The 23,641-nt window shown below is 67.1% G+C and carries 24 protein-coding genes and 1 pseudogene; 12 read left to right on the top strand and 13 right to left on the bottom strand.

Annotated features, from left to right (window positions below; all coding sequences use genetic code 11):
- Positions 1–185: 185 nt before the first annotated feature.
- Both JL101_RS17430 and JL101_RS17425 read left to right on the top strand, forming a co-directional pair.
- Positions 186–797 (top strand): glutathione S-transferase family protein, encoded by a 612-nt coding sequence (locus JL101_RS17430; RefSeq protein ID WP_203097222.1) that lies wholly within the window; start codon positions 186–188, stop codon positions 795–797.
- 79 nt (positions 798–876) lie between these two features.
- Positions 877–2,943: a 2Fe-2S iron-sulfur cluster-binding protein gene (locus JL101_RS17425; RefSeq protein WP_203097223.1), complete on the top strand. Its 2,067-nt coding sequence runs from the start codon at positions 877–879 to the stop codon at positions 2,941–2,943.
- 47 nt (positions 2,944–2,990) lie between these two features.
- On the opposite strand, the gene JL101_RS17420 is transcribed toward JL101_RS17425, so the two are convergent.
- The 6 genes from JL101_RS17420 to JL101_RS17395 all read right to left on the bottom strand — a co-directional run bounded on the left by JL101_RS17420 (position 2,991) and on the right by JL101_RS17395 (position 9,841).
- Positions 2,991–4,379 carry a M20 family metallopeptidase gene (locus JL101_RS17420; protein WP_203097224.1) on the bottom strand — a complete coding sequence of 463 codons (1,389 nt, stop codon included), beginning with the start codon at positions 4,377–4,379 and terminating at the stop codon, positions 2,991–2,993.
- Positions 4,376–5,404 (bottom strand): ABC transporter ATP-binding protein, encoded by a 1,029-nt coding sequence (locus JL101_RS17415; RefSeq protein WP_228434920.1) that lies wholly within the window; start codon positions 5,402–5,404, stop codon positions 4,376–4,378. Before JL101_RS17415 ends, JL101_RS17420 begins: the two co-directional genes overlap by 4 nt.
- Positions 5,401–6,375, bottom strand: coding sequence for an ABC transporter ATP-binding protein (locus JL101_RS17410; RefSeq protein ID WP_203097225.1), 975 nt, complete (start codon positions 6,373–6,375; stop codon positions 5,401–5,403). Before JL101_RS17410 ends, JL101_RS17415 begins: the two co-directional genes overlap by 4 nt.
- A 2-nt stretch (positions 6,376–6,377) precedes the next feature.
- Entirely contained in the window at positions 6,378–7,298 is a 921-nt protein-coding gene (locus JL101_RS17405; protein ID WP_203097226.1) for an ABC transporter permease, read from the bottom strand.
- Positions 7,299–7,301: 3 nt separating this feature from the next.
- Complete coding sequence (locus JL101_RS17400; RefSeq protein ID WP_203097227.1) at positions 7,302–8,219, bottom strand: ABC transporter permease; 918 nt, start codon at positions 8,217–8,219, stop codon at positions 7,302–7,304.
- Between the two features lie 98 nt (positions 8,220–8,317).
- Entirely contained in the window at positions 8,318–9,841 is a 1,524-nt protein-coding gene (locus JL101_RS17395) for an ABC transporter substrate-binding protein (RefSeq protein ID WP_203097228.1), read from the bottom strand.
- A gap of 181 nt (positions 9,842–10,022) precedes the next feature.
- Between JL101_RS17395 and JL101_RS17390 the strand changes: the two genes are divergently transcribed.
- The 5 genes from JL101_RS17390 to JL101_RS17370 all read left to right on the top strand — a co-directional run bounded on the left by JL101_RS17390 (position 10,023) and on the right by JL101_RS17370 (position 14,276).
- Positions 10,023–10,808 (top strand): IclR family transcriptional regulator, encoded by a 786-nt coding sequence (locus JL101_RS17390; RefSeq protein WP_203097229.1) that lies wholly within the window; start codon positions 10,023–10,025, stop codon positions 10,806–10,808.
- On the top strand, positions 10,805–12,001 hold the full coding sequence (locus tag JL101_RS17385; RefSeq protein ID WP_203097230.1) for a M20 family metallopeptidase: 1,197 nt from the start codon (positions 10,805–10,807) through the stop codon (positions 11,999–12,001). The genes JL101_RS17390 and JL101_RS17385 overlap by 4 nt, the downstream gene beginning before the upstream one ends.
- Before the next feature lie 48 nt (positions 12,002–12,049).
- A complete protein-coding gene (locus tag JL101_RS17380; protein WP_203097231.1) occupies positions 12,050–13,210 on the top strand; it encodes a trypsin-like peptidase domain-containing protein in 1,161 nt (386 codons plus the stop codon).
- 431 nt (positions 13,211–13,641) lie between these two features.
- The gene (locus tag JL101_RS17375; RefSeq protein ID WP_201079001.1) at positions 13,642–13,935 is read left to right on the top strand and encodes a toxin-antitoxin system TumE family protein; all 294 of its coding nucleotides are present in this window, start codon (positions 13,642–13,644) and stop codon (positions 13,933–13,935) included.
- Positions 13,932–14,276, top strand: a complete 345-nt coding sequence (locus JL101_RS17370) for an HVO_A0114 family putative DNA-binding protein (RefSeq protein WP_201079003.1) — start codon at positions 13,932–13,934, stop codon at positions 14,274–14,276. The genes JL101_RS17375 and JL101_RS17370 overlap by 4 nt, the downstream gene beginning before the upstream one ends.
- 160 nt (positions 14,277–14,436) lie before the next feature.
- Here JL101_RS17370 and JL101_RS17365 read toward each other — a convergent pair whose 3' ends face one another.
- The 3 genes from JL101_RS17365 to JL101_RS17355 all read right to left on the bottom strand — a co-directional run bounded on the left by JL101_RS17365 (position 14,437) and on the right by JL101_RS17355 (position 15,541).
- Positions 14,437–14,829, bottom strand: a complete 393-nt coding sequence (locus tag JL101_RS17365) for a type II toxin-antitoxin system HicB family antitoxin (protein ID WP_203097232.1) — start codon at positions 14,827–14,829, stop codon at positions 14,437–14,439.
- Between the two features lie 37 nt (positions 14,830–14,866).
- Positions 14,867–15,037 carry a type II toxin-antitoxin system HicA family toxin gene (locus tag JL101_RS17360; protein ID WP_228435502.1) on the bottom strand — a complete coding sequence of 57 codons (171 nt, stop codon included), beginning with the start codon at positions 15,035–15,037 and terminating at the stop codon, positions 14,867–14,869.
- Positions 15,038–15,202: 165 nt separating this feature from the next.
- Entirely contained in the window at positions 15,203–15,541 is a 339-nt protein-coding gene (locus JL101_RS17355) for a LysR substrate-binding domain-containing protein (protein ID WP_203097234.1), read from the bottom strand.
- A 2-nt stretch (positions 15,542–15,543) separates the two neighbouring features.
- On the opposite strand from JL101_RS17355, the pseudogene JL101_RS17350 reads away from it, so the two are divergent.
- Both JL101_RS17350 and JL101_RS17345 read left to right on the top strand, forming a co-directional pair.
- Positions 15,544–15,728, top strand: a pseudogene (locus tag JL101_RS17350) (IS5/IS1182 family transposase); the annotation flags it as partial.
- A 1,091-nt stretch (positions 15,729–16,819) separates the two neighbouring features.
- Complete coding sequence (locus JL101_RS17345) at positions 16,820–17,473, top strand: hypothetical protein (protein WP_203097235.1); 654 nt, start codon at positions 16,820–16,822, stop codon at positions 17,471–17,473.
- Positions 17,474–17,811: 338 nt separating this feature from the next.
- Here the strand turns inward: JL101_RS17345 and JL101_RS17340 are convergent, their stop codons facing one another.
- The 4 genes from JL101_RS17340 to JL101_RS17325 form a co-directional block, all read right to left on the bottom strand.
- Entirely contained in the window at positions 17,812–17,913 is a 102-nt protein-coding gene (locus JL101_RS17340; protein WP_228434918.1) for a DUF4412 domain-containing protein, read from the bottom strand.
- A 9-nt stretch (positions 17,914–17,922) separates the two neighbouring features.
- Positions 17,923–18,303: a hypothetical protein gene (locus tag JL101_RS17335; protein ID WP_203097236.1), complete on the bottom strand. Its 381-nt coding sequence runs from the start codon at positions 18,301–18,303 to the stop codon at positions 17,923–17,925.
- Positions 18,304–18,339: 36 nt separating this feature from the next.
- Positions 18,340–18,516 (bottom strand): hypothetical protein, encoded by a 177-nt coding sequence (locus tag JL101_RS17330; RefSeq protein WP_203097237.1) that lies wholly within the window; start codon positions 18,514–18,516, stop codon positions 18,340–18,342.
- A gap of 283 nt (positions 18,517–18,799) precedes the next feature.
- Positions 18,800–19,690: a LysR substrate-binding domain-containing protein gene (locus tag JL101_RS17325; RefSeq protein WP_203097238.1), complete on the bottom strand. Its 891-nt coding sequence runs from the start codon at positions 19,688–19,690 to the stop codon at positions 18,800–18,802.
- A gap of 164 nt (positions 19,691–19,854) precedes the next feature.
- Between JL101_RS17325 and JL101_RS17320 the strand changes: the two genes are divergently transcribed.
- From JL101_RS17320 to JL101_RS17310, 3 genes are all read left to right on the top strand, one after another.
- Positions 19,855–20,610, top strand: coding sequence for a sulfite exporter TauE/SafE family protein (locus JL101_RS17320; protein WP_203097239.1), 756 nt, complete (start codon positions 19,855–19,857; stop codon positions 20,608–20,610).
- Positions 20,611–20,750: 140 nt separating this feature from the next.
- Complete coding sequence (locus JL101_RS17315) at positions 20,751–21,683, top strand: terminase small subunit (RefSeq protein ID WP_203097240.1); 933 nt, start codon at positions 20,751–20,753, stop codon at positions 21,681–21,683.
- A 151-nt stretch (positions 21,684–21,834) separates the two neighbouring features.
- Complete coding sequence (locus JL101_RS17310) at positions 21,835–23,529, top strand: serine protease (protein WP_203097241.1); 1,695 nt, start codon at positions 21,835–21,837, stop codon at positions 23,527–23,529.
- The last annotated feature ends 112 nt before the right edge of the window (positions 23,530–23,641 follow it).

Here is a 23,641-nt window from a genome sequence, read left to right as displayed (position 1 = left end):
CCCCGCCCCCTTTGTCCCCGCGTGATGAGCTTCGCAACCATAACCGGGCCGGGGGCCAGCGCCAGCCCATTATTCCATTCCGCGGAATGCTGAATTGACCAGGACGCGGCTTCTTCCGCCGGGTGATCCACGGCAAGGTCTCCCCGCCGGGAAGACCCGGTGTTGGACCTCCTGGGAGCCGTCACATGAAACTCTATTCACATCAGCTTTCCGGCCACGCGCACCGCGCCAGGCTCTTCCTGTCGCTGATCGGCGCCGATGTCGAGATCATCGACCTCGACTTGGCGAAGGGCGAGCACAAATCGCCCGGATATCTGGCGCTGGACCGTTTCGGCCAAGTCCCGCTGCTGGATGACGACGGTGTCATCGTCGCCGATTCCAACGCGATCATGGTCTACGCCGCCAAGAAGCATGGCGGCACCGAGTGGCTGCCGGAGGACGCGCTGGGCGCCGCGAAGGTCCAGCGCTGGCTCTCGGTCGCCGCCGGCCAGATCGCCTTCGGCCCGGCCGCCGCCCGCCTGATCACCATCTTCAAGGCCGGCTTCAACCCGGAAGAGGTGATCGCCCGCGCGCATGGCGTTCTCAAGCTCATCGACGCCGAGTTGGAGGGCCGCGACTGGATCGCCGCCGAGCGGCCGACCATCGCCGACGTGGCGCTCTACAGCTATGTGGCACGGGCGCCCGAGGGCAATGTCGACCTGGCCCCCTATGCCAATGTCAACGCGTGGCTTCGGCGGATCGAGGCGCTTCCCGGCTTCGTCGAGTTCGCCAGGACGCCGGTTGGCCTGAACGCCTGAACGCCTGATCGTCCGCCGCCGCCGGGCCGCCTTCAAGAGCCATCGGCAAGCCCGGCCAACCCTCAAGGGGGACTTCACCATGTCGGTCGATCCAGCATCCGCGTCATCACCCTTCCATCCCGGAGAGATCCGCCTCCAGCGCCTGCTCGGCGTCGCCGAACGCGTGGCGCCGCAGGGCAGGGCGATCCGGGACCACATGCCCGATCAGCACCGCGACTTCTTTCGGCAATTGCCGTTCGTGGTCCTGGGCTCGGTCGATCCCGCCGGGGATGGCTGGGTGACCCTGCTGGCCGGACACCCCGGGTTCATGGGCAGTCCGGATCCCCGGACCCTGTCCGTCACGGCTCCGCGCGACGGCCGCGATCCCGCCCTGGCGCACCTGAAGGACGGCGACGCGATCGGGTTGCTTGGAATCGAACCGCACACCCGGCGCCGCAACCGCTTGAACGGCCGGATCTTCGGCAGCCGTCCGGGCGGGTTCGATGTCCGCGTCGAGCAATCCTTCGGCAATTGCCCGCAATACATCCAGAAGCGCGACAACGCCTTCGTCCGCGACCCCGGCGATACCGACGCGCTGCCCGACGCCGTCGTCACCGAAGGGCTGGATGACCGCGCCCGCCGGCACATCGCGGCGGCGGACAGCTTCTTCGTCTCCTCCCACATGGATGACGCCGCCGGCCGCCATGTCGACGCCTCGCATCGCGGCGGCAAGGCCGGCTTCGTCCGCGTCAATGGCGACGGGTCGCTGACGATCCCCGATTTCGCGGGGAACCTCCAGTTCAACACGCTGGGCAATTTCGTGCTCAACCCTAGGGCTGGACTGGTCTTTCCCGATTTCGAGACCGGCGACCTGCTGCATCTGACGGGCGACGCCGAGGTGATCCTCGAGTCCGAGGAGATCGCGGCGTTCCAGGGCGCCGAACGCCTCTGGACCTTCAGGCCCCGCAAGGTTGTCTTCCGGCCCGGCGCGCTGGCCCTGAGAGGGGCGATGCTGCCGGACGGCTGGTCGCCCAACAGCCTGATGACCGGCGATTGGGAGGAGGCCAGGTCAAGGTTGGCCGCCGCGGCGCTGGGCTCGCGCTGGCGCCCCTTCCGGATCGCCAAGCTCATCGACGAGAGCGACGTGATCCGCTCCTTCCACCTCGAGCCGGCGGATGGCAACGGCATCATTCCCCACTTGGCGGGCCAGCATCTTCCGATCCGCGTGCTGCCGGACGGGCACGCCGAGCCGGTCACGCGCACCTACACCCTGTCGACCGCCCCCTCCGACGGCAACTACCGGATCAGCGTCAAGCGCGAGGGGCTGGTCTCCCGGCATCTCCACGACCGCCTCTCGGTCGGCGACATCATCGAGGCGCGGGCTCCCGCGGGGGGCTTCACGATCGACGCCGCCGAGCGGCGGCCCGCCGTCCTGCTGGCGGCGGGCATCGGCATCACGCCCTTGCTCGCCATGGCGCGCCATCTGGTCCACGAGGGGCTGCGCACGCGGCGCATCCGTCCGACCTGGCTGTTCGTCTCGGCGCGCACCCTCGCCGAACGGGCGTTCGACAGCGAGATCGCCGAACTGGTCGAGCGGTCGGACGGTGCCGTTCGCCTGATCCGCGTGCTGGGCGACCCCACCGGCGCCGTGGAGCGGCGTGACTACGACGTGGCGGGGAGGATTACCCTGGAGCTGCTGCGGGCGGTCCTGCCCTTGGACGGCTACGATTTCCTCATGTGCGGCCCGCCGGCGTTCATGCGGGACCTGTACGACGGACTGCGCGCCATCGGCACGCCGGACGACCGCATCCACGCGGAGGCCTTCGGGCCGGCGTCCCTGGCGAGAACGGGCGTCGGGCCGGCGGTACAGCCGATGGCGCCCTCGAAGGAAGCCGTGCCGGTGGTCTTCGCCCGCTCCGGCAAGGAGGCGCTTTGGGAGCCGGGAACCGGCGCGCTTCTCGACCTCGCCGAGTCCGTCGGCCTGACGCCGGACTTCAGTTGCCGCTCCGGAAGCTGCGGCACCTGCGCCACCAGGATCCTGTCAGGCAAGGTCACCTACGAACACCCGATCCAAGCCAAGGTCACGGAGGACGTAGCACTGATCTGCAGCGGGGTCCCAGCCGACCGATCCGCCGGCGGCGGCGACAAGCTGACGCTGGATCTCTGAGGCCACAACACCCGAAGGGATCGGCCTCGGAGATTCGGCCGCCGCCGTCAGCGGGCCGGCACCTCGGCTTCGCCCAGGTCCCAGTACAGACCGGCCATCATCGCCAGGCCTTCCCGGGCGATCGCCACCGGCAGGTGCTCGTTCGGCGCATGCTGGGAGCAGGCCGGATAGGAGTGCGGAACCCAGACGGTCCGCATGCCGAGGATCTCGGAGAAGGTGTCGTTCGGCAGTGACCCGCCCAGGTTGGGCAGGATCGCGGGCTTCTTCCCCGTCGTCCGGGCGATCGAGTCCACGGCCCAGGTCACCCAGGGGTCCTCGGGATCGAGCCGCGTCGCCCGGAAGATCTCCTCGCGCGACAGTTCCGCCCGGACCATCGGGAAGCCGTGCCGGTCCAGGTGCCGGCGCACGGCGGGAAGCACCGCCTGCGCATCGACCCCCACGACGAAGCGCAGCTGAAGGCGCGCCCAGGCCCGCGGCGGGATCGCGTTGACCGGCGTCTTCGGATTGCCGGTCTCGTAGGCCAGCACCTCCAGCGAGCACCAGCCGAACACCCGCTCGGCCGGGGTCAGGCCGGGCTCGCCCCACCACGGCTCGACGGCGGGGCCGTCCGGCCCGCCGTCCACCTCGCAGTCGGCGAGCGCCCGGCGCACGCTCGCGGGCACCTCGGCCGGCACCAGCTCGGGCACGCGGATCTGGCCGGTCGGGCCGACCAGGCTGGCGATGGCGTGGGCGAGCTGGATGCCCGGGTTGGACAGCAGACCGCCCCAGTTGCCGGAATGATGCCCGCCGTCCCGCGCGTCGATCCACAGGTCGAAGGTGACGCCCCCGCGCGAACCGAGGAAGACGGTCGGCCGCTCCGCCGACAGCCGCGGCCCGTCGGAGGCGATCAGCACGTCGGCGGCCAGCCGGTCGCGGTGCTCGGCGCAAACTTCCCGCAGGCCCGGCGAGCCGGTCTCCTCGCCCATCTCGATCAGGTACTTGGCGTTGAAGCCCAGCTTGCCCCGGGTTTCCAGCACCGCCTTCAGGCCGCCCAGGTTGATCGAGTGCTGGCCCTTGTTGTCCACGACGCCGCGGCCGTACCAGCGGTCGCCGACCTCGCGCATCTCCCAGGGCGACAGCCCCTCGCTCCAGCCGTCGTCCAGGCCCCGGATCACGTCGCCGTGGCCGTAGCCCAGCACGGTCGGGCGCGACCGGTCCTCGATCCGCTCGGCGATCAGGAACGGCCCCCCGGCGCGCGCGTGCCGGACGGTGTCGCAGGTGAAGCCCAGGGCTTCGAGCGCCGGCCGCATCTCCTCCTCGACATAGGCGTCGAGGGCGGGCGTCCGCTCCGGGTCCTGGCTCTCCGTCCGCAGGGCGACGCGGCGGGCGAGGTCCGTGCGGAAGGCGCCGGAATCGAAATAGTCTGTCGCACGGGCGATGGCGGCGTCGCGGCTCATGACGGGCGGTTTCCCTGGTTGTTGTTGGCGTTGGTGGCGGCGGTGTCGTTGTAGTCCGGATCGTGCAGGTGGCAGGCGACGAGGCCCGCCGGGTGCTGCCCCAGCGCGCGCGGCACGACGGTCGGGCAGGGGCCGAAGGCGTTGGGGCATCGGGGATGGAAGACGCAGCCCGACGGCGGGTTCAGCGGATCGGGGAAGGCCAGGCCGAGCCCCGTCTCCGGAATGCCCAGCCCCGGCTCCGGCGTCAGGATCGACGCCAGCAGCGCCCTGGTGTAGGGGTGGCGCGGGTCCGCGAACAGCTCGGCGGTGTCCGCCAGCTCCACGACGCGGCCCAGATACATCACGGCGACCCGGGTGGCGATGTGCTCGACCACGGCCAGGTTGTGGCTGATGAAGACGTAGGTGAGGTTCAGCTCGCGCCGCAGGTCCAGCAGCAGGTTCAGGATCTGCGACTGGACGGAGACGTCGAGCGCCGAGGTCGGCTCGTCGCAGACCACGATCTCCGGCTTCATCACCAAGGCCCGCGCGATGGCGACGCGCTGGCGCTGGCCGCCCGACAGCTCGCTGGGAAAGCGGTCGGCGAAGCGCGCCGGCAGGCCGACCAGGTCCATCATCTCCAGCGCCCGCCGCCGCCGCTCGGCCGAGGTGCCGATGCCGTGGACGTCGAGCGGGAACGACACGATGGAGGCGATCCGCCGCCGCGGGTTCAGCGAGGAGTAGGGGTCCTGGAACACCGGCTGCACCTGGCGCGCCACCGCCCGCCGGTCCAGCGTCGAAAGCTCCTGCCCCTGGAAGCTGATCGTCCCGGTCGAGGGCGGCAGCAGGCCCAGCAGGATGCGGGCCAGGGTGGACTTGCCGCAGCCGGACTCGCCGACGATCCCCAGCACCTCGCCCTTGCGGATGGTCAGGTCGATGCCGTTGACGGCGTGGAGCGTGCGCTTCCGGTTGAACAGGCCGGCGCCGACCCGGAACGAGCGGGTGACTCCCCTCGCCTCGATAAGCGGGGTTTCCATCATCGCGGTCATGCGTCCTCCAGGATGCAGCGCCAGGCGTGGTCGCCCCGGGTCTTCACGGGCGGGGCCTCGGCGCAGACGGGCCGGGCGTGGGGGCAGCGGTCGCGGAACGGGCAGCCCTCGATCCCGCCGACCAGCGACGGGACCACGCCGGGGATCACGCCCAGCCGCTCGCCGGGCTTGGTCCGGCCCGGCAGCGGGATGCAGTCCATCAGCCCCTGGGTATAGGGATGGCGCGGGCGGGCGAAGATCTCGGCCGCCGTGCCGTTCTCCACCACCTCGCCGGCATACATCACGGCGACCCGGTCGGCGATCCGCCCGACCACGCCCAGGTCGTGGGTGATCAGGACGAGGGCGATGCCCAACTCGCGCTGCAACTCGGCGAGCAGCCGCAGGATCTGCGCCTGGATGGTCACGTCCAGCGCCGTCGTCGGCTCGTCGGCGATCACCAGGTCGGGGCCGCACATCAGCGCCATGGCGATCATGATGCGCTGCCTCAGCCCGCCGGAGAGCTGGTGCGGATACTGGCCCAGCCGGTCGCCGGCCGCGGCGATGCCGACCTTCTCCAGCAGCCGGACCGCCCGCTCGCGGGCCTCCGCGGCACCCGCCTTCTTATGCCGGCGATAGCCCTCGGTCAGCTGGTCGCCGATCGTGTAGGCCGGGTTCAGCGCGGTCATCGGCTCCTGGAAGATCATCGCCATGCGGTTGCCGCGCAGCGCGTTGACCGCTCCCTTGCCGCTGCGGGCGAGATCGACCCCGTCGAACGCCAGCCGCGAGACGCGGCGGGTCGCCGCCCGGGGCAGCAGGTCCATGATGGCGAGCGAGGTGACCGACTTGCCGCAGCCGGACTCGCCGACCAGGCACAGCGTCTCGCCGCGCCCGACGGAGAACGACACGTCGCGGACGGCTTTCAGGGTTCCCCCGGCGGTCCTGATATCGACCGACAGGTTCTCGACCTCCAGGATGGGGCGTTCCACGGTCATGGTCAGCCCCGTCCTTCCGGCGCCACGACGTCGCGCAGCCCGTCGCCCGCCAGGTTGATCGACAGCACCAGCAGCGCCAGCAGGGTTCCCGGTATCGCGATCAGCCAGAACGAGAAGAACATGTAGGTCTTCGCCTCCGAGATCATCAGGCCCCAGGACGGCAGCGGCGGCTGCACGCCCAGGCCGAGGAAGGACAGCGCCGCCTCCAGCAGGATGGCGCTCGCCGCCTCCAGCGTGGCGACGACGATCAGCTGGGGGAACACGTTGGGCAGGATCTCGCCCAGGATGATCCGCGGCGTCGAGGCGCCTGCCGCCTCCGCCGCCGTCACGTAGTCGAGCGCGCGGGCCTGCTGGGTGGCGCTCCGCATCACCACCGCGAAGCGGTCCCACTTGAGCAGGCCCAGCACCAGGATCACCACCGGCAGCGAGCCGCCGACCATGGCGACCACGGCCAGCGCCACCAGGATCACCGGCATGGCGAGCCGGGTCGTGATCAGGAAGGTCACGATCAGGTCGGCCTTGCCGCCGAAATAGCCCGCCAGCAGCCCCATGGTCGTGCCGATCAGGCCGGAGATGACCATCACCGACAGGCCGATCAGCAGCGAGATCCGGGCGCCGTAGAGCAGGCGGGAGAGATAGTCGCGGCCCAGGTTGTCGGTGCCGAGCAGGTGTTCCCAGCTGCCCTTGGCGTACCAAAACGGCGGGACCATGCGCTGCGACAGGTTCTGGGCATAGGGGTCGTGCGGCGCCAGCACCGGCGCCAGCAGGGCCACCGCGACGATCACCAGCAGCAGCCCGACGCCGAAGACGAAGCTCTTCTGGCCGAACATGCGCCGGCGCAGCCGGGCGCCGGCGCTCAGCTCGGCCACGGCGGCGACGCTCGCGGGGGCGGCGGCCGTGGGGGGAAATGCTGTTCCGGTCATGGCTCAGGCCACCCGGATCCGCGGATCGAGCCAGGCATTGGCGATGTCTCCCAGGAGGGTGAGCAGCACGTAGATCACCGACAGCATCACCACCACGGCCTGGATCACCGGGAAGTCCTTGTGGGTGATGCTCTGGTAGGCGAGGAACCCCAGCCCATCCAGGGCGAAGATGGTCTCGATCACCACCGACCCGCCGAGCAGGTATCCCAGCTGCACGGCGGACAGGGCGACCACCGGCACGATGGCGTTGCGCAGCGCGTGCTTGAACACGACCATGCGGGTCGGCAGGCCCTTGGCGCGCGCCGTCCGCACATAGTCGGCCGACAGCACCTCGACCATGCCGGCCCGGACCAGCCGCATGAAGGCGGGCGCCGCGTAGTAGCCCAGCGCCACCGTCGGCATCACGAAATGCAGCCAGCTCCCCGAGCCGGAGACCGGCAGCCAGCGGTACGTGATCGAGAACAGCATGACCAGCAGCAGCGCGAAGAAGAAGTTCGGCATCGCCTGCCCGAACACGGCGATCGCCAGCGCCGCCCGGTCGATCCAGCTGTTGGCGAAGACCGCCGCCAGCACGCCCAGCGGCACCGCGACCAGCAGCGCGAAGCCCAGCGACAGCAGGCCCAGCATCAGCGTCACCGGCGCCTTGGCGAGCACCAGGTCGACCACGTCGGTCTTGAAATAGAGCGACTGCCCGAAATCGCCGCCCAGGGTCTGCCCCAGCCAGATCAGGTACTGCACCGCCAGCGGCCGGTCCAGCCCATAGGCCTGCCGGATCGCCTCGATATCGATGTCGCGGGCGCCCTCGCCGGCGATCGCGATGGCGGCGTCGCCCGAGGTGCGCAGCAGGATGAAGGAGATGATCGAGACCGTGAGCGCCACGAGCAGCGCGAGGCCGAGCCTCTTGAGGATGAAGAGTGCCACGTCGAGGTCCTTTTCTGCGAAAGCCGGGTTCTGAGAAAGCCGGGCGGGGCCGCGACCCCGTCCGGTCCTGAGCCGGCGCCCCGCCCGAAGGAGGGGCCTCAGTTCCAGGTCATTTCCCAGAAGCGCGGCATCTCGTCGGCGTAAGCCTTGAACTCCAGGTCCTTGGCCGCGACGTAGTAGACGGGAAGCGAGTAGAGCGGCACCGCGTAGGCCCGCTCGGCGATCAGCGCCAGCGCCTTGCCGTAGGCTTCCTTCCGCGTCTCCGGATCGACGCTGGTGTCGCCCTTCTGGAGCAGGTCGCGCACCTCCGGGTCCCGCGTGATGTCGTCGCTCTCGAACTTGAAATAGACCGGCGTCGAGGCCGACACGTCGTTGACCGAGAACGAGCCCCAGGTCTGGTGCGTCAGCATGGCCTTGTTGCTTCGGATCTGTTCCCGCATGGCCGCGTATTGCAGGAAGTTCAGGTTCGCCTTGATCCCGGCGGCCTGGAGATAGCCGATCATGGCCTCGGTCTGGTTGCGCTCCCGGTAGGCCACGATGTTCAGCTCGATCCCGTTGGGAAAGCCGGCCTCCTTCAGCAGCTGCCGCGACTTCGCCGGGTCGTACTCGTAGCGCGGCGCGCCCTCGTCGGTGCAGCCGAACTGCTCGGGGAAGCAGATCGTGTGGATCACCCGCGACCCGGCGCCGACGATCTCCTTGACCATGGTCTCGCGGTCGATCGCGTGGATGATCGCCCGGCGCACCCGCTCGTCCTTCAGGGCCGGGGCCGGCGTGCCCTCCAGCGTGTTCATCTGCATGAAGACGATGCGCATCGTCTCGCCGCTGACGACCTTCAGGTGCGGCACCATCTCGATCTGGTCGGCCTGGTCCTTGGGCACGTGCATGATCAGGTCGACGCCCTCGGACAGCACCTCGGCCATCTGGGTCTGGCGGTCGGGGATGAAGCGGATCTCGACCGTCTCGATCGGCCCCTGCTTCTTGGGCGAATCCTTGAAGTAGTCCGGGTTCTTCTCCAGCGTGATCGACTTGCCCATCTCGTGCGCGGCCACGCGGAACGGGCCGGTGCCGACCGGCTTCTGGTTCTGCCCCTGCGGGCCGACCTTGGCGTAATACTCGTTGGGGTGCATGACCACCGGGCCGGACAGGTATTCGACCGCGGCCGGGAAGACCTGCTTGGTCGTCACCCGGACCTTGTACTTGTCCAGCTTCTCCGCCTTCTCGATCCAGGCGACGTTCTGCTGGGTCGTGACGCCGTTTTCCGGCTTGGAAACGAAGTTCAGCGTATAGACCACGTCGTCGGCGTCGAATTCCTCGCCGTTGTGGAACTTGACGCCCTCGCGCAGGTCGAATTCCAGCGTGCGGTCATCGACCTGCCGCCAGGACTTCGCGAGCTGCCCCTTGTACTCGCCCGTATCGGGGTCGCGGTAGATCAGCGTGTCCCAGACATGCTGGCCGATGATGACGCCGATCCGGACATTGTTGAAGAAGGGATCGACGCTCTCGGGAGCCTGGTCGTAGGCGAGGTGGACGCTGTTGTCGGATTTTCCGGCCAGGGCCGGCTGGGTGAGCAGGCCGGTGCCCGCCAGAAGGGCCGCCGCGAGCAGGCCAGTACGAGTTTTCATCTTCGGTCTCCCTCCGTTGCTTGCTGTGCGCATGCCGATGAAGTCTCCCCGGGACGTTTTCCGTCCGTTGCCTTTTCGGGTCGCCACGAGATTGCGTATTGCAGGGCGATACCGATTTGTGATCATTTAATACCGTATATTGATTGCGGGCAACCCCAATAATCGGCCCTTCGGAGGATCCATGACGCGGGACGCATTGCTGGTGCAGTCGGTGGAGAAGGCGCTACGCGTCCTCCAGGCGTTCGACGGCGGGACCCGCTTCCTCGGGCTGACGGAGATCGCGACCCGCTGCGGCGTGGACAAGAGTGCCGCCCAGCGCTTCGCCCACACGCTCCATCTCGCGGGATACCTGGAGAAATGCCCGGAAACGCGGCGCTACGGCCTGGGCAAGCGGCTGCTGGAGGTGACCTACAACTATCTCCGCTCCAACCCGCTGATCGAGGCGGCGACGCCCGTGCTGATCGAGCTGCGGCGGTTCTCCGGGCAGCACATCAAGCTGTCGCTGTTCGACGACACCAGCGTGATCTACGCGATCCGGCAGCAGAGCGAGCGGGAATATTTCGCGGCCTCGCTGGTCGGCCGCCGGGTGCCGACCTTCTGCACCGCGGGCGGCCGGGCGATCCTGGCGGAGCTGGAGCCCGCCCGCGCGGCCGACATCGTCGCGCGCTCCGACCTGTCCCCGCTGACGCCCAAGACGCTGGTCGATCCAAAGCTCCTGCTGGAGGAGATCGCCGCCGTCCGGCGCCAGGGCTACGCGGTCACGGCGGAGCAGGTGCTGCTGGGCGAGGTGGTGATCGGCGCCGCCGTGATCGACTCCGGCGGCAACCCGGTCGCGGCGGTCCATATCGCGGGCTCGCTGGCGGAATGGACGCCGGAGGAATACGCCCGCAAATTCGCCGGTCCGGCGATCGAGACGGCCCAGGCGCTCAGCCGGGCCACCGTGAAACGAATCAGGGAAGCATCATGAAGGACGCGAACGAACACGAGATCCGGGCCTGGCTGGCCGAGCGCGAACCCGCCATGCTGGCGCTGCTGGCCGAGCTGGTGAACATCGACAGCGGCTCCTACGACAAGCCCGGCGTGGACGCGGTCGGCGCGCGGCTGGCGCAATTCTTCGAGTCCGCCGGAATCGCCGTCCGCACCGAGCCCGTCGCGGAGCGCGGCGACGTGATGCGCATGGCCACGGTTCCCGATCATGCCGGCCCCGATCATGCCGGCACGGACCGGGACGCCGCCGCCCCGGCCATCCTGCTGATGGGCCACCGCGACACCGTGTTCCCCAAGGGCGAGGCGTCGCGCCGGCCCTTCCGCATCGATGGCGGCCGGGCCTACGGCCCCGGAGTCGCCGACATGAAGGGCGGGCTGGTCATGAACGCCTTCGTCATGGCGGCCTTCAAACAGTTCGCGCCCGGCGTCCCGCTGGTCGCCCTGATGACCGGGGACGAGGAGATCGGCTCGCTCGCCTCCCGGCCCTTCATCGAGCGGGAAGCCCGGAAGGCCCGCGCGGTCTTCAACGCCGAGCCGGGGCGCGTATCCGGCAACGTGGTGACCGGGCGCAAGGGCGGCCTGCACTTCACCTTCGAGGTGACGGGTAAGGCGGCCCATTCCGGGGTCAACTTCACCGACGGCGCCAGCGCGATCGGGGAGATGGCGCACAAGATCCTGGCCCTGCACGGCCTGACCCGCGTGCCCGAGGGCATCACCGTCAATGTCGGCCTGGCCGGCGGCGGCCAGTCCCACAACACCACGGCCCCCCACGCCCGGGGCGAGATCGACACCCGCTACGTGACCAACGACCAGCGCGACCATCTCGTCGCCTCGGTGGAGCGGATCATGGCGGAGGTCCAGGTGCCCGGCACCCGCTCGCGCGCGACCCTGCTGAGCGAGTTCCTGCCGCTGGTGCCGACGCCCGAGAGCGAGGCGGTGACCGGCGTCTACCTCTCCGTCGCGGCCGAGCTGGGCCACCCGATCTCCGGCGAGTTCACCGGCGGCTGCGCCGATTCGGGCTTCACCGCCAGCCTGGGAGCGCCCACCCTGTGCGGCACCGGCCCGGTCGGCGGCAAGGCCCATACCGCCGACGAGTATATCGAGGTTCCCTCCCTGCTTGCCCGTGCCCAGATCCTTGCCACGACCGTTCTCAGGATGGCCCGCCCCGCCTGACCCAGAGGGGAAGTCCGGAACCGCAAGCCGAGCAGGAGTGTGCCCGACATGCCCGCAGCAAGCCCCCCGATCGCGCTCGCCCTGGCGCTTGGCCTTTCCGCCGCCCTGGCGGTCGGCGGGTGCGCGGTCCCGGCGCCGGACACCTCCCCGGTCCCGGGAACGCCGACGCTCGCCCCGATGCTCCGCGAGGTGACGCCCGGCGTCGTCAACGTCGCGGTGACGGGCCGGGCGCAGGCCCTGAACCCGCTGCTCAACGACCCCTTCTTCCGGCGCTTCTTCGATCTGCCCGACCTTCCGCAGCCGCAACGCCCGCCGCAGCCGCCGCGCCGGACCTTCTCCAGCGGCTCCGGCGTGATCGTCGATGCCGGGCGGGGCTATGTGCTGACCAACAGCCACGTGGTCGCGGAGGCCGAGTCGATCGAGGTCACCACCAAGGACAACCGCCGCTTCGAGGCCCGGCTGGTCGGGCGGGACCACGGAACCGACATCGCCGTGCTTCGGATCGTGCCGGGCGACGGCACGCAGGGCGGCTCCCAGGGCGGCTCCCTGGGAGACCTCCAGGCCGTACCGTTCGGCGACAGCGGCGCGCTGGAGGTCGGCGACTACGTCGTCGCCATCGGCAACCCGTTCGGTCTGGGCCAGACCGTCACCTCGGGCATCGTCAGCGCCCTCGGCCGCGGCGGCCTGCGGGTCGAGGGGTACGAGGACTTCATCCAGACCGACGCCTCGATCAACCCCGGCAATTCCGGCGGCGCGCTGGTCGATCTCCAAGGCCGGCTGGTCGGGATCAACACCGCCATCCTGGCGCCCAGCGGCGGCAATGTCGGAATCGGCTTCGCCGTGCCCGCCAACATGGCGAGGACCGTCATGGACCAGATCATCCGGTACGGCGAGGTCCGGCGCGGCCGGATCGGGATCTCCGTCCAGGACCTGACGCCCGACATCGCGGCGGCCCTCGGCACCCGCTCGACATCAGGCGCCATCGTCGCCGAGGTCGAACCCGGCTCCCCCGCCGACCGCGCCGGACTGAGGCGCGGCGACGTGGTGATCGCCATCGACGGGGCGGAAGTCCGCAGCGCCACCCAGGTCCGCAACCATGTCGGCCTCAAGCGCGTCGGCGAGTCGGTGACGCTCACCGTGGAGCGCAACGGCGCGCGCGATACCCTGAGCGCGCGGATCGAGGAGGAGCCGAAGCCCGGCGGCGGCTGATCAACACCCAGCCCGGTTGCATCGTAGGTCGGCCTCGGCCGAAGGCCGACGCCGACGCCCATTCCGGAACGTTGATGCAGGGTGTCCGCGTTCGCCCTTGCGGGCGAAGGACGACCTACGCGGAGCGAAAGAACTTCAAGCAACTCGCGCGGTACAGAGTCCCCAAATCGGCAACCCTCCTGTAGGAGTTGGAAACCGACGTACCGGCATGCAAGGCATTCCGGAGGCAGCATCTTACCAAGATGCATTCGATGAACTTGATCAATGCAGCAAGGCTTGGTGATCGGGAAGGGGCTCGCCGTCCAGCATCATCCACGCGGGCAATCACGGCATCCTCGCGCCAACGCAGCGTATCTTGCCGATTGTTCGTTATGGTGTATCTCGCCATATGGTTATTGAAGCCATAGGAAAATCCTGATAGAAGTTCAGGGATGAGCAAGGCGCGCCCCTTGATCGACCGCAAGGTCATCTATGACGACGGTGGGATCCTTCAAATCCGGATCTGGTCGGTGCCGTCGCCGGTCATGGCCAGCCGGCACAAATACAAATACAGCCTGTTTTATGGCCGCGATGGTGTGCGGCTGGTCGGTTACGACAATGAGCGGGGCAAGGGCGATCACAAACACATCCGCGAAGATGAATTGTCTTATCCATTCACGGATCTCGACAGGATGATTGATGATTTCATGGCCGATGTGACTGCGATACGGGAGGGAAAGCTGTGAGCACGCTGGAGATTCATGTCGGGGTCGATCTCGCGCGGGAGGCTGGCTCGATCAAGGATGCCCTACGCCGGCATGAAGCTGGGGAAGCGGTTCAAGAGGCTCATATCACTTTCGAGTCCTGGGAGGGACTGACGCAGGTTCTGACCAGCAAGCGTCTGGAAATCCTGCGGCATCTTCACCGCAACCCGGAAACCAGCATCCGGAGCCTGTCGAAGGCGCTCAACCGTGACTACAAGAATGTCCATCAGGATGTCACGGCGCTGATCTCGGCCGGTCTGATCGATGATCATGACGGGTTGCGCGCCGAGTACGACTCTATCGAGATGAAGATGGCACTTTGAGAGTGGATCAGACCGGACCTTGCCCGAGGGCGGGTTGACGCTGCCGCAATAGCCGAGCTGATGCGTTGGGCCTTGGCCCAACGCATCGCGGCGAATGGAACGGCAGGCTGCATGGACCGGAGCGGTCCAAACTGGTCGGAAATCGCTCAAGCGCCCGTCATCAGCGACCGAGTTCGCGGCGGGCCGCAGCCGACAGGAACCCCGACCGCGAGGTATCGCGCCGCTTCGCCTCCGCGTCGATGGCTGTAAGCAGGCCCTCGTCCATGCTGATATTGATCCGGACCGACTTGCCGGGCAGTTCGGCGCGCACCAGCAGACGGCATACCTCGGGTTCGTCCGGATCGACCGGAGTATCGCCCAGCGCCGAAGGTACCGGAAGGTCCCGGCCATCCTCGGCGCTCTCCGCTAGGTGCAGGGCAAGAGCCGCTTCGGCGTTGGCCGCCAACTCCTCCAGCGTGGCACCGTGCGAGACACAACCGGGCACGTCTGGGAACGATACATAGAACCCGTCGCTGCCTTGTTCGACAATTGCGGGGAAGTACCTGACAGACATTCTTGCTCCTCCAGCAGGATCAGGATGGCTCCGGTCTTCACCGGAGCTTGATCCCTGCCTGCGTCTCCATCGATCTCAGCGTTTTCGGGGGATAGTCTTTTGCCGGATGGGCCACCGTCACGAATCCAGGCTTGGTCGGATGCTTGAACTTCTTATGGCTCCCGACCTGATTGGCCTCGTACCAGCCATCGTCCATCAGGCGTTTTATGATTTCCCTGCTTGTTACCGTCGCGGCCCCCTATATTGCATACATTTGTATACAATACTCCTCATGCCGCCTGTTGGCGAAGAATATTGTGTATTCTTACACAAGTTTCAACAGGGACATCGGGTTACCGCCTCACCAGGGGACTCGTCAAAGGCCGGCTCATCGTCAAAGCGGCGGCCATCTCGGATGACCATCCCGGCTTCCGCCAAAATCCGCGTCAGTCCCCACATGCCCCAACACCTTCACCAGCAGCCGCAACCCCGGCGAAAGCTGGTCGAACCGGCGCAAGCAGATCATCAGGTGGTGCAGCGCCCATGCGTCCGTCAGACCGATCACCCGGATCGGCAGGTTCGCCGCGCTCCGCCGCGCCGCCATCTCCGGCACCACGCCAAGGCCGACACCCTGGGTCACCAGTCGGCAGACCGCATCGAAGCCGCCCATCCGGACGCGCAGTTTCAGCGTCCGCCCTATGCGTGCCGCGGGGCGGCGGATATGCTCCTGCAAGGCGCCATCTCGGCTACGCTATCAGCCTTCGTATTCGCAAGCGGAGCGAGGAGGTCTTCAGCTGGATGGGGGAGCCGGGCTACGCAAAACGGGTCATCGTGGCACTGCCCATCTCGGATGGATGTTCACTCTGACGGCCACCGCCTACAACCTGATCTGCCTGCTCAAGTTGCTGATTGCAGCATGATCACGCCCCGAGTCCGCCTGAACGGCGGCTCCGGGAGCTTCGGAGCGAGGCAAAGCGCTCCATCTCCGCCAAAACGCGCATTTGATACGCGTTATACAATCTTAGAATTTGAAAGGGGGGCTGTATAGATCGGACCCTCTGTATCCTGCCAAGTTCATTATGTTAATGGAAAGCGGATCATGCTTCTATACAGCTATCGATAGACAACCCTCTGAAGACAGTTTATGTAAGGAGTTCTTTATGGCTGACAGAGTAATTTACATCCTCCAAGACACTGGACGGCCGGACCTTGTAAAGGTTGGGAAGGACTCTGGATGGCCAATCCGGTTTCGACAGGCGCGAAGCCAGACGCCGCGAGAGTTGACCTGCATCGCGCTCTGGCGCTACACAAACGGCTCGGCGCTGAACCAAGCGGAAAAAGCCGCTCATGTTGGACTCCGCCCGTTCAAGACAGGTAATAACACGAAAGAATGGTTTATTGCGTCTGCCGACGGCGCGGCGGCACATGTGAGAACTGCTTTGGGGCGACCGGCCGACGAAACACATGCAATGCCTGGGTCTCGTTCCTGGCACAATGCTCCACCGTGGGATGCTTGGCGCGATATGTCAACATACACGCAAACCAAGGTTCGACGGCGCCTGTGGGTTGGTGCAGAAGTATCTGAAACAGGCCTCCTTGGGGCTCTAAAAGTCGTTCACAGTCCATATTATGACGGATTCTTCACATTCAAACCAACTTATGCATGCTCAGCATTTCGATGGCTTTGCTGGTGGCAGTATTCGGAGGCACAAGTCACCAACCTCGGGAACCGTGCTGTGTATGATCTCTGGCATCGACTTGTCACGCAATTCGGCCAGGGACCGGATGATGCCGCAGTAGGCTGGCTCAGACACCGGGACGGATCGCCAAAAATCGATTGGCGAGCGTTGCAAGAAGAACTTGCTCAGTCTGGTATGCTCAAATGCGATCCAAGCGCGCCGAAACCGTTCGACGCACCCGCTCGCGATCCTTCCAACGGGGGAGTCGAACTACCTTTCGGTTCCATCCCACCGCAAAACCTCATTTACCAGTTTTAATGACCTGAAGCATCATGACCATGATCAGCATTGCTAACCCTCTGTGGCGCCCCAGTGAAGCCATTGTCCAACGCTTGAACTCGGCAGTGTTGCAGGAAATCGGCACTGGAAAATCAAATGAATTCGGTCGGAACGAAAGACATCATGTAAGCAGGACGTTGGCTATGGACGCGACGATGGCCATGCTGGCGCCCGCAGCGAAAATAATGCCGGTTGTCGATGCCGATGAGATACGCCGGAACATGCCTGGGTACGATATTCTAGTTGGCGATCGACTGCGCGTTCAGGTGAAGGGAGGCACTTATGTCGACTCGATTGGCTGGGCACACACGGCGAACCGCCCGGAGGCCGCAGATCTGAACTTCGACATCGAAATCGCTGTGGATATCGGAGCCATTCTTGACCCTCGCCCCCTCGGACGGAGGCGCGACGGACGTGAGGATATCCCGATGCGACGCTATGTAGATTTTTACATCATACCTGGTGATGTAGTCCGTGCCCAAGTTGCGAAGGGGGCACATGTCAACGGCCGCGGTGCGCACCTGTATTCGTATAAAAAGCGTATGAGGCCGGGGACGAAAGAACATGACTGCCAATGGTTCGGGATGGCCGAGTGGCGGAACCGATTCGATATAGTTGAAGATGCACTGAAGGCACTCTCAACATAAACTTATGGTCAGAACCGTGATGAGCTTGATGTTTGAATTCATAAATGAAATATTCGGAACGAGCCTTCAGCAAAAATTAAAGTAGACGGTTCGGAAAGACATTTGCGAAGACGGTAGTATTATTTGAATTTCCGTGTGTTCGGGGATAGTCCTTTGCCGGATGGCCGACCATCGCGAGTTCAGGCTTGGCTGGGTGCCTGGACTCCTCATGGCTCCCAACCTGATTGGCCTCGGACCGGCCATCGTCCATCAGGCATTCAACCGTCTCCCCGCCCGTCATCCATACGGCTCCCCTGTAGCATAGATTTGGATAGAATGCCGTACAAGCTGCCCGCAGGCTACTCGATGGCGGGTTGCACCGGCCAGTCCGCCGGCGGCGAGAACAGCGCCGCGTCGATCGGGCCATACTCGACCTGCGTCGCCTCCTGAACGGATGTCATGCCCTCGCTCTACAATTTGACGCGCAGGGCGAGGCCGTCGGCCGCGAAGCAGGAGATCCATACCATGGAGTCGTCATCGCAGGGCTGGATGCGCCAATTGGTGCAGGCTTGGTCCGCCACCATGTCGGTGCCTGCCTCCCGGCGCACAAGGAATTGGGGATCCTGTGCTACCTCCTCGAGCTGCATGCCGACCTCGTCCTCCCCCTCGCTCACGAATACGACGCGCCCGCCGGGAGCGTCGGGGGACGTGTCGAATTGCCAGCTTCGCCTGCTCCGGGGATCGACGATCTGGACAAGTCCGGCATTCTCGGAACGGATCCGGCCGGTCGAAGCCTGCTGCAGGGTGCGGGTCTGGACATCCGCCATCTCGCGCATGGCTTGGCCGACCATGGAATTGGGGTTGATGCCTGCGGCGGCGGCCAGTGCCTAGCCGTCCATCACATAACGGTAGGTGACGACGACATCCCGGGAAAGCTTGAGCGGCGGAGGGCGTTGCTGGGCCGCGGCGCCTCCTGCCGCCATCAGCGCCGCCACCGCACAGGAGAGGGAGAGTCGGGCGATTCGGAAAGGGAGTATCGTCTCGTGCCTTCCTTCGGTGCTCATGGCAGTTGTCCCCGCCGCTTCCGTAGCTCTCACGATCAGGATAACGGACCAACGGCAATCCCGGCAATCCGGCCGGGAAGAACTGAACCATCCCGGAAGTGTTCAGCCATACAGGCCTCCAGCGGAGATCACGGTGTACCAGTGTTGCCAACCCATATCCCGGATTGCGATAGCGACTATCTCCCCTAAGCGCTCCCTGAGGAGATGCGAGCGGCTCGTATAACCCGGTCGATCTCCGAACGGTTTTCCCCGGCCGTTTCGAAAAGTGCGCTCACCCCGCTCGTCAGTCCCCACACACCCCCAACGCCTCCACCAGCAACCGTGCCTGCGGGGAAAGCTGGTCGAACCGGCGCAGGCAGATCGTCAGGTGCCGCAGCGCCCACGCATCCGTCAGGCCGATCACCCGGATCGGCAGGTTCGCCGCGCACCGCCGCACCGCCATCTCCGGCACCACGCCAAGTCCGACGCCCTGGGCCACCAGTCGGCAGACCGCATCGAAGCCGCCCATCCGGACGCGCAGTTTCAGCGTCCGCCCCATGCGCGCCGCGTGGCACCGGATATGCTCCTGCAAGGCGCTGTGCCGGCCCAGGCCGACGAACTCCGCGTCCACGATCTCGCGGAATGCCACTTGCCGAAACGCGGCGGCCGGATGGTCGGGAGGGGCCACGACCACCAGCCGGTCGATCCGGAACGGGCGGGTCTCCAGATCTCCGACATCGACGCCGTCCGCGACGATGCCGATATCCGCCAAGCCTTCCGCGACGCCCTCGACGATCCGGGGGCTCGGCTTCTCGTCCAGGTCGATGTCGATATGCGGGTTGGCGGCAAGGAAGCCCGCCAGCGGATCGGGCAGGAACTCGGCCACGGCGGCGGAATTCGCCCACAGCCGCACATGCCCCTTCAGCCCGCGCGCGTAGGCGCCCAGCTCTCCCCGCATCCGCTCCATCTGCTCCAGCACCGTCCGGGCATGGAAAGCGAGCGCTTGGCCGGCGGGCGTCGTCCGCACGCCGCGCCGCCCGCGTTCGAGCAGCGGAACCCCCAGCTCCTCCTCCATCGCGCGGATTCGGGCGCTGGCAGACGCCAGGGCCAGACCGGCCTGTTCGGCCCCCCTCGTGATGTTGGAGGACTCCGCGACCCGCAGGAACAAGCGAAGGTCCGTCAGGTCGAAGCGCATGGGGGCTCCCTCCGGGGCTGGACCGGCAGGCTTCGGCTCATCCGAAGGCTGCCACCGTGACTCCCACATTGCGGCGGATGCCTGGCACCGTCAATTTCGGCGCAAGGCCGCACAGGGCATACAGGACACACCGGCCGCGCAGGCCGCGCACAGCCGGAGGGCCCATGTTCACCACCACCATCACCATCATCGCCGCCATCGCCTTCCTGATCGCCGGCTTCGTGAAGGGAGTCATCGGGCTCGGCCTGCCGACGGTCGCCATCGGCCTGCTCGGTCTGGTCATGCCGCCCGCCGAAGCCGCGGCGTTGCTGGTGGTGCCGTCCCTGGTGACCAACGTCTGGCAACTGGCGGCGGGTCCCAGCTTCAGGACGCTGTTTCGGCGGCTCTGGCCGATGCTGGTCGGCATCTGCATCGGGACCTGGGCCGCGACCCTGGCCGGCGCGGGGCTGATGGCCGGCGGGGAAGCGGACCATGCGGCCGCCGCGCTGGGCGTCGCCCTGCTGGCCTATGCGTGCTTCGGGCTTTCCCGGGCGCGGTTCACGGTTCCCCACGGGGTGGAAGGGCGGTTCTCGCTCCTGGTCGGCGCCGCCACCGGCGCGGTCACCGCCGCCACCGGCGTGTTCGTGATCCCGGCGGTCCCGTGGCTCCAGGCGCTGGAGCTTCGTCGGGACGATCTGGTCCAGGCGCTCGGCCTGTCCTTCCTGACCTCCACGGTCGCGATGGCGGCGGGGCTGGCGGAAGGCGGCGCGTTCGACGGGGCCGTGGCCGGAGCGTCGCTGCTGGCCCTGGTCCCGGCGCTTGCCGGAATGGCCCTCGGCCAGCGAGTGCGGACCCTTGTGCGGCCCGAAACCTTCCGGCGCTGCTTCTTCCTGGGACTGCTGGCGCTGGGCGGGCATCTGGCCTTGCGACCGCTGCTTTGAAGACAAGCGGATTCTTCCGCCGCGCCATGCCACGCGGCCGGCGGACGCGATCGGACCGACGCGAGATGTTTGGCTTGATTATAGTCAGGATTATAGGATAATAATCCACTACCTCTTCCGCGTCCCGAAAGGCCCCCGCCATGTCCGCCCCAGCCCCCGCCGAACCCACCCCCAAGCCCCGGCCGGCCGCATCCTCCCGGCCGCTGCTGACCCCGCGCCAGGAAGCTTTCTGCCACGCCATGGCCGGCGGCGTCGGCGGGGCGGAGGCGGCGCGGCAGGCGGGCTATTCGGGGAACGGCGCCAAGCAGCGGGGCGCCTTCCTGATGCGCCAGCCGGAAATCCGGGTGCGGATCGACGAGATCCGGGCAGCCCGGAGGGCAGACCATCAGGCGCGCCTCGACCAAGCTGACCGGCAAGTGGCCCGCATTATCGAAGACGCCCTGGAGACGAAGCGCCTGGGGGTGGCGCTCCGCGCCGTCGAGTTCGGCCTGAAGCTGTGCGGTGTCATCCAGGACAAGCGGATCACCCACCATTATAACGGCTGCCTCGACAACCGGCCCCATCCCGACGCCGATCTGGAACAACTCGCCGCCGACCCGGAGGAGGAACTCGACCCCCTCCGCTTCCGTCCCGGCTCCACGCGGGAACCCGCGGCGGAGGAGACCGGCGACGCCGCCATGATGACCGATGATGACCTTTCGGCACCTTCCGTACCGTCCACGCTCTCCGAGCTTTCCGCGCCCGCTCCGGCGAAGCCCGCCGAACCGGCACCGCAGGCGTCCCCGGAGCCCGGCGCGCCCCGATCCGCAGCCGCGCGGCCAGCGGCGCCGTCCGGAAAGATGACCGATGATGACCTTGCGCGGGAGATTGAACTATTGACCTCCGACCTGTCCGCGCTCCTCGGCTCGACGTCGCTGGCCGGCTCCGTCCCGGCGTTCGGCCGGCCCCGGGCGTCGTTTCCGCCGCCAAGCCGGGCAGCGCCCATCCCACCCTCCGCGCGCTCGCCGCCGCAGGGCCGAGCTTGGCGGACAGTCTCTGCGGCTGACCGGCTTTCCCCGCCACCAGACGCGTGACGGGACAGCGCAGCACACGCAAAGGAGGATCGATTGGTGGAAAACTCCCTGGAAAGAATATAGCGTCGGATGAAACGCAGCCTGGATGATGATCGCCCGACGCGCATCAGGCGTCGGCCCGCCATCCGTCCTACCCGACGAAGGAACGTCCATGACCCCAGCGACAACCGGGCTTCCCAAACCGCCGGACCTGCCGGAAATGGTCGATGACGTCCTCGACGCGGCCCGCAACCTGGATGCCGCACGGCTGGACGAGGCGGCCGAGACCCTGGTCGCCCATCTGCGGCGCCAGTCGGACCCGCCGGCCATGCCCCTCGTCAAGAGGGTTCTCGGGGAACTGCGGCGCTGGCGGCACTTCGGCACCCTGCAAAGGTTCGCCGACGCGATGATCCGGATGGGCTGCGACTCGCACCTCGTATACCGCCAATACGCCCAGGCTCTGATCGACCGGGGGGAACTCATCCCCGCCCTTGATCTGCTGAAACGGCTGGAGGAGCGCGCCCGGAACGACGGGGACGAGTATCCGGAGACATGCGGACTGCTCGGCCGCACCTACAAGCAGATCTTCGTCGAGGCCCGGGGCAGCCGGCTGGGCATGGGCGAGTCGGCGCTGAGTCAGGCCGTCACATGGTACAACAGGATCTACGAGGCCGACGCGGAGCGGGTCTGGCACGGCGTCAACGTGGTCGCCCTGCTGCGCCGCGCCGAGCGCGACGGCATCCGGGTCCCGGACGCGCCCGACGCCGCGCAGATGGCCGCCCGCATCAGGGACCATATCGGCCAGTGCTGGGCGGAGGAACTGCCCGCCTGGGACTACGCCACCGCCGCCGAGGCCTGCATCGCGCTGGAGGACTGGCCCGGGGCGGAACGCTGGCTCGGCAAGTACCTGGCCGCGCAGGACGTGGACGCCTTCGCCATCGCCGGCACCCTGCGCCAGCTCACCGAGGTATGGGACCTCGGGGCCTATGGCGGGCGAGGCGGCGCGCTGCTCCATGTGCTCCGGGCCGAACTGCTCCGGCGCGAGAACGGCCGCATCAGCCTCTCGCCCGATCAGGTGAAGGGAATGCAGGCGGCCGATCCGAGCGCCTTCGAGCTGGTCCTGGGCAGCAGCGGTGCCGCCACCTATCGCTGGATGTGCGAGGGGATCGCGCGCGCGCGGGCGGTCGCCAAGATACAATCCCTTGATGGAAAGGGACAGGGGACCGGCTTCCTGCTGCGCGGTAGCGACCTGCACGAGTCCCTCGGCGACGAGAAGTTCCTGCTGACCAACTCCCACGTGGTGACCGACGATCCCATGGAACCGAAAGCCTTGAGGTGCGACGAGGCGGAAATCAGTTTCGAGGCCCTGGCCGAGCCCAATTTCTCCGCTCCGCGGTACAGCGTGACCGAAATGGTCTGGAGTTCACCTCCCGAGGATCTGGACGCCGCCCTGCTTCGTCTGGACGCGGTGCCGCGCGGGGTCGAGCCCTGTCCTGTCTCGACGAATCTGCCATCCCTGGTGGAAGGCCAGCGGGTCTACATCATCGGCTATCCCCGGGGAAGCGACCTGAGCTTCTCCATTCAGGACAACGAACTGCTCGATCACGAGGGGCAGCCTCACGGGCGCCCCAGCCGGCATGGCCGCTGCCTGCTGCATTACCGTGCCCCCACGGAACCCGGCAGTTCCGGCAGCCCGGTATTCTCCGCGCAGGGCTGGAGAGTCGTGGGGCTGCACCGTGCCGGCTTCGAGAGGACGGGCAAGCTGAACGGAAAGCCCGGTGCCTATGCCGCGAACGAAGGGGTCTGGATACAGTCGATCCGCGCAGACGTGGAAAGGTTTGTGAAAGCAGGGCATCTGCGCCGGTAGCCGGGCCGGATCTCCCTGTACGTTTTCGTTTACGCTGTAAGCCCTTGCATACAGCCGGAACAAGTCTCTGATCCCTCAGGGATTTCCAAAGCCCCGACCTCCCGGCTTCGCA

This window comes from Skermanella rosea, from assembly GCF_016806835.2.
Classification (GTDB): Bacteria; Pseudomonadota; Alphaproteobacteria; order Azospirillales; family Azospirillaceae; genus Skermanella; species Skermanella rosea.
Note: the sequence above shows the minus strand (reverse complement) of the source record. Positions and strands in the feature narration are given on the sequence as shown.